7 protein-coding genes and 1 pseudogene are annotated in these 4,090 nt (G+C 57.1%); 3 read left to right on the top strand and 5 right to left on the bottom strand.

Annotated elements, in window-relative coordinates:
* A pseudogene (locus tag WBQ96_RS28195) lies at positions 1 to 189 on the top strand (calcium-binding protein); the annotation flags it as partial.
* Between the two features lie 70 nt (positions 190 to 259).
* On the opposite strand, the gene WBQ96_RS28190 reads toward WBQ96_RS28195, so the two are convergent.
* From WBQ96_RS28190 to WBQ96_RS28170, 5 genes are all read right to left on the bottom strand, one after another.
* Complete coding sequence (locus tag WBQ96_RS28190; RefSeq protein ID WP_337035967.1) at positions 260 to 469, bottom strand: hypothetical protein; 210 nt, start codon at positions 467 to 469, stop codon at positions 260 to 262.
* A 743-nt stretch (positions 470 to 1,212) separates the two neighbouring features.
* The gene (locus WBQ96_RS28185; RefSeq protein ID WP_337035966.1) at positions 1,213 to 1,821 is read right to left on the bottom strand and encodes a hypothetical protein; all 609 of its coding nucleotides are present in this window, start codon (positions 1,819 to 1,821) and stop codon (positions 1,213 to 1,215) included.
* 52 nt (positions 1,822 to 1,873) lie between these two features.
* Positions 1,874 to 2,017 carry a hypothetical protein gene (locus WBQ96_RS28180; protein WP_337035965.1) on the bottom strand — a complete coding sequence of 48 codons (144 nt, stop codon included), beginning with the start codon at positions 2,015 to 2,017 and terminating at the stop codon, positions 1,874 to 1,876.
* Between the two features lie 13 nt (positions 2,018 to 2,030).
* Entirely contained in the window at positions 2,031 to 2,207 is a 177-nt protein-coding gene (locus WBQ96_RS28175) for a hypothetical protein (protein ID WP_337035964.1), read from the bottom strand.
* Positions 2,208 to 2,256: 49 nt separating this feature from the next.
* On the bottom strand, positions 2,257 to 2,937 hold the full coding sequence (locus tag WBQ96_RS28170) for a peptidoglycan recognition protein family protein (protein WP_337035963.1): 681 nt from the start codon (positions 2,935 to 2,937) through the stop codon (positions 2,257 to 2,259).
* A gap of 117 nt (positions 2,938 to 3,054) precedes the next feature.
* Between WBQ96_RS28170 and WBQ96_RS28165 the strand changes: the two genes are divergently transcribed.
* Positions 3,055 to 3,549 carry a hypothetical protein gene (locus WBQ96_RS28165; protein WP_337035962.1) on the top strand — a complete coding sequence of 165 codons (495 nt, stop codon included), beginning with the start codon at positions 3,055 to 3,057 and terminating at the stop codon, positions 3,547 to 3,549.
* A gap of 120 nt (positions 3,550 to 3,669) precedes the next feature.
* Positions 3,670 to 3,861, top strand: coding sequence for a hypothetical protein (locus tag WBQ96_RS28160; RefSeq protein WP_337035961.1), 192 nt, complete (start codon positions 3,670 to 3,672; stop codon positions 3,859 to 3,861).
* Positions 3,862 to 4,090 lie beyond the last annotated feature (229 nt).

The following is a 4,090-nucleotide window of genomic DNA, read 5'->3' as shown; positions in this document are numbered from 1 at the left end:
GGCTGGCTTTCGGCGGGCGCCTTTCATACCGGAAGCGCCGCCCACGATTCAACCGACCGGATTATCTACAACAAGACAACCGGCGACCTGTATTTCGACAAGGATGGGCTCGGTGGAGCGGCCGCAACGAAATTCGCTACCCTTTCGCCAGGGCTTTCCATGACGGCTGGCGACTTCTTCATCGTCTGAATTCGAAAACACAAAAAGACCCGCCACCCTTTCGGAGCGGCGGGAAGCAGCTTGGCGATCGGGAAACCTCCTACGCCTGCTGTCTGAGCTTTTGAATCAGGGTCTTTTCGTCGGAAATGCCGGAGGAGTAGAGGACGAACGCCAGATCGGCAATTTCCTTGGCGCCCTCGGTATCAGCTTCGATGCCACGTTCTTTGCGGACTATTCTGCAAACACGAGTCAGCATCTGCAATTCATCAGTATAATAAATAGCGGGGCGAGAGGATCGAGGCGCAGTCACGCAGACTCCTGCTCTTCATTGGGGCGAAAGCAGGACCTCTCTTCCAAGCGCTGGCGCCCTGAAAAGTGGCCAGCGACGTGTAACTATGCCCCCATTTTACAACCCAGGCAATGAAAAAGCCCGTCATGTAGGCGGCTCTTCAGGAGGCAGAAAGCGCGAGACACGTTTCAAAAAATTGATTTGAGAAAAACTTGTCAATAAAGCCATTCGGATGGACAGTAGAGTTGCATCTGAAACCTTGAAAAGGCGCGAGTGATGGCACGCTCGTTGAAGCATTTTATTGCTACGGAGAATATCATACACTTTGAAGAGCGCTTGAAAACGGCCACATCCGACGCTGAGCGAAGTCTTCTCAAGAACCTTCTCAGCCAAGAAAAAGCGCAGCTTCAAAATCCTCTGAACCAGGCATACGCCGATGACAATCCGTCTGACGACGACGGAATGTCATGATCGCAACGAAAGGGGCCCGCCACTTTGAAGGGTGGCGGGCCGTGCAGCGCGAAGTGCGGGGGGTGAGTTGACTTCGCTCCTGCTGAACCTTGGGAGGTTTGGCTCGGGAGAAACAATAGACGTTTGGTCAAGAACTCGCTGTTCAAAAGTGCACACCGGGAACATATTTTTGGAACGTCCCTAGTAGACTCAAAAAAGGCCCGCGCGCTCCAGAAGGAACACGCGGGCATGAAAGGGCTAGTAGGCGAAGAATAGCCGATCGGGGCTATACCGACCAATCACATTTTGGCCCCCTACGGAGGCGATGCGGGGCGCAGGTTGAAGCGTTGTCGGAGATTGTCGATCTCCTTTTTCAGATCGATGATGACGTCTCGGGTTCCATAAACTGAACCGACATCCTGTCGCAACTCGTCAACGCGGCGACCCAGATCGGCGACCTCTTGGTCACGAGCCCGGTTGCGCTCGGTCCATTCGTTGCGGGTTACCGCGGCGGCCCTGAGATCAGTAATTGCCATATCCGTGCGGGTGCGATCCTCGAGGCCTCTTTGTGCCCGCTGGTCCATTTCCTGCCGCGTCACGGTGGTTTCCGCCAATCGTGCAATCGCGGTTCTCGTCTCGGCCAGATTGTCCTTGATCGGAGATAGGGCCTGATTGCCGACGGCGCCCAAGACGACGAAGCAAACGCCGATCGCCGACCAGATTACCGGCCATTGGGTCTTGGTGGACCCGCGCAGTTCGTTGGACAAGGAGTGGATAGAGCTTTCGATGTTGCGAAAGCCGGTGTTCATGTTCGAGCGCAGGTCAATGATGTCCCTGCCCTGATTTTCGACGCGCTCCCATAGCCGAGCATAATGAGCGGTCGGATCGTTTTCGCCGTTCGCCATTGCCGTGTCACTCTTCATCGTAGGTTGCCCGCCCTGTAGAGTTTCGGAAGCGGCGAAGGGCCGAAGCCCCTCACCACATCTGCCAGATTGAGAAAATCGACGCGCCGATCGCGATGATGGCCAATGACATCCACGCCATTGGCTTCAGCAGCACGAGAAACAAAATCTGCTGGTCTGGCGTTAGCCCGTCGGTCAACTTCCAGAACCAGTGCATGGCGCCCCTCTCCTCAATTCGAGTTCTTGGGTGCCAAATAGGTGACGATCGCCGGCAGAAGCGCGGTGACGGCCGCCATGAGCACATATGCGTACCAGGGCGAGCCTTCCGGCAGGATGTAGGCACCCGTGCCTGCACCGGCTGCAGCGCCACCAACGCCGGCGGCAATAGCTTTCGAGATCGAACCCATGAGAGATTCCTTTCCTTGGGAGAATGGCCCGGAGCCGCCGGGCTCGGATTCAAAGACGAATTTTCGTTGCGGCCCGGAACAGATCGCCGACAGCCTTGGCGCCCTTGACGGACGGCTCGAACGGCAACCGGGCGATGTCCCATTTGCCACGTTGAGCTATCCCGAGCGTTCCCTGCACCTCGGCATGGGAAAGCACGGTGCTTGCCGTCACCGGGATCGAGTAGCGCCGGCAGAGGTCAGCGAGCACGCTCGGCAGCGCTTCCCATTGCTCACGCGTAATCGGGCTGTTGCCGGCCGAGAACGGGCTTTCGACCGCGCCGGCCATTCCGCACAGCGAAACGCCGATCGAGCCCGAGTTGCAGTTCAGGGTATGAGCGGCATAGCCCTTCTTCACCGGTGCCTGGTTGAGGTCGATAGCTGGCTTGCCCCGAACCATCCTGCCGCCCCCCTCGATGAGGATGTGGTAGTGCTCCTTGTCGAGCGCGCTGGCGGTGTTCGATCCTGCCGTCCAGTGAACGACGATACGCTGCATCTGCGCCCAGGGCATCCAGTCGGCGGGCACGGCGGTGACCGGCGCGGCTGTCACTGGAGCGGGCAGAGGTGCCCCGATCCTTTCCAGCGCCTTCGCCATTGCGCCGAGCGTTGCCGGACCTATGAGGCCATCGACAGGCCCCGGGTTGAGGCCAAGCGACGATAGCCGTCGCTGGATGTCGCTGATTGAAATGTTCATCGGGAATGCCTCCATTTGATTGCGAGAGCATTCTTCCGAGTGTAAAATTTGGACGGGCCGCCAGGTGTTGCGAGCACATGGCGACCCTCACCAGCCCAACCTCTCAGGAAGGTCAAGATGGCTACAATCCAAGATATTTACATCCCGGAAGACATCAATGCTGTTCGGTTGCGCTTTGAGGCATTTACGAAGAAAGACGACGCCTCAGGATGCTGGATATGGAAGGGATCAATCACAAAAGCTGGATCGATGCGCTTCGGTTGGCCTTACCCGCGACAGACCGTGCCAGCCACTCGCGCCTCGGTCTTTATCTACCATCGCGATCTGGCGGCAGGCATGGACGTGCGGTCCCTCTGCCACAATGAGCGCTGCGTGAATCCTTCGCATTTGATGGTTTGCACCCGTGCCGAAGGAATGGCGCAGCTGGCCGCGTCGGGCAAAACTTTAAAAGGTATGCTGCAACCCCGGTCGAGGCTCTCTGACGATCAAGTTCGCGCGATCAGATCGGCCAAGGGAACGCATGGGGATATCGCGGCACAGTTCAAAATCTCCAAGCGCACTGTTGAAGGAATACTCCAAGGCAGAAGCTGGAAACATCTGCTGCCAAAGTAACATCAAACACGGTGGTCATGACGGTTCCTTTCCCACCGTGAAGCGTGAATTCCGGTTTGGGGATCGACTCCGGCTAGGCCCGATGCTTGGATGCGACCGGTTTAACGGGAGGAATTCGAGGTGAAAAAAGGACCGCCGCTGATGCAACCCACCGCCGAACCATCTTCAAAAGTGACGGTGGCAGCGAAGGAGCTGATATTGGAGGCGATCAAGGAAAGCACGACCGTCTACAATGTGACGCTGCGTGACGTGTCTTACGAGGGCGTGCCCCTCGGAACTTGGGAAGTGACGGTGCGACGCACCGACGTTTGATCAAGAAATCAGGTCTTCCCGTTCGCAGTTCTTGACCTGGCCGACTACCATAACATCCGAAAAAATGCCCGTCCGATAGTATTGCTGCCGTTTTCGAGCTGTGATTAGTAGGCATGCCGGGGGGCGTTATTTATACAGAATCGCAGCGCGTTTCATGGACGATCACGAAGAATTCCGCCTTCTTTGTTCGGCAATCTATGGTTACGGGGCGCAATCGAAAGTCGCCCGA

The sequence above is a fragment of the Mesorhizobium sp. CCNWLY176 genome, from assembly GCF_037153935.1.
Lineage (GTDB): Bacteria > Pseudomonadota > Alphaproteobacteria > Rhizobiales > Rhizobiaceae > Mesorhizobium_M > Mesorhizobium_M zhangyense.
This window is presented reverse-complemented; position numbering and strand designations above follow the sequence as displayed.

Bases quoted from the DNA above. Each gene is read 5' to 3' on its own strand.
- WBQ96_RS28170 (WP_337035963.1), bottom strand. From the start codon at position 2,937: ATGAACATTTCAATCAGCGACATCCAGCGACGGCTATCGTCGCTTGGC.
- WBQ96_RS28185 (WP_337035966.1), bottom strand. From the start codon at position 1,821: ATGAAGAGTGACACGGCAATGGCGAACGGCGAAAACGATCCGACCGCT.
- WBQ96_RS28175 (WP_337035964.1), bottom strand. From the start codon at position 2,207: ATGGGTTCGATCTCGAAAGCTATTGCCGCCGGCGTTGGTGGCGCTGCA.
- WBQ96_RS28165 (WP_337035962.1), top strand. From the start codon at position 3,055: ATGGCTACAATCCAAGATATTTACATCCCGGAAGACATCAATGCTGTT.
- WBQ96_RS28180 (WP_337035965.1), bottom strand. From the start codon at position 2,017: ATGCACTGGTTCTGGAAGTTGACCGACGGGCTAACGCCAGACCAGCAG.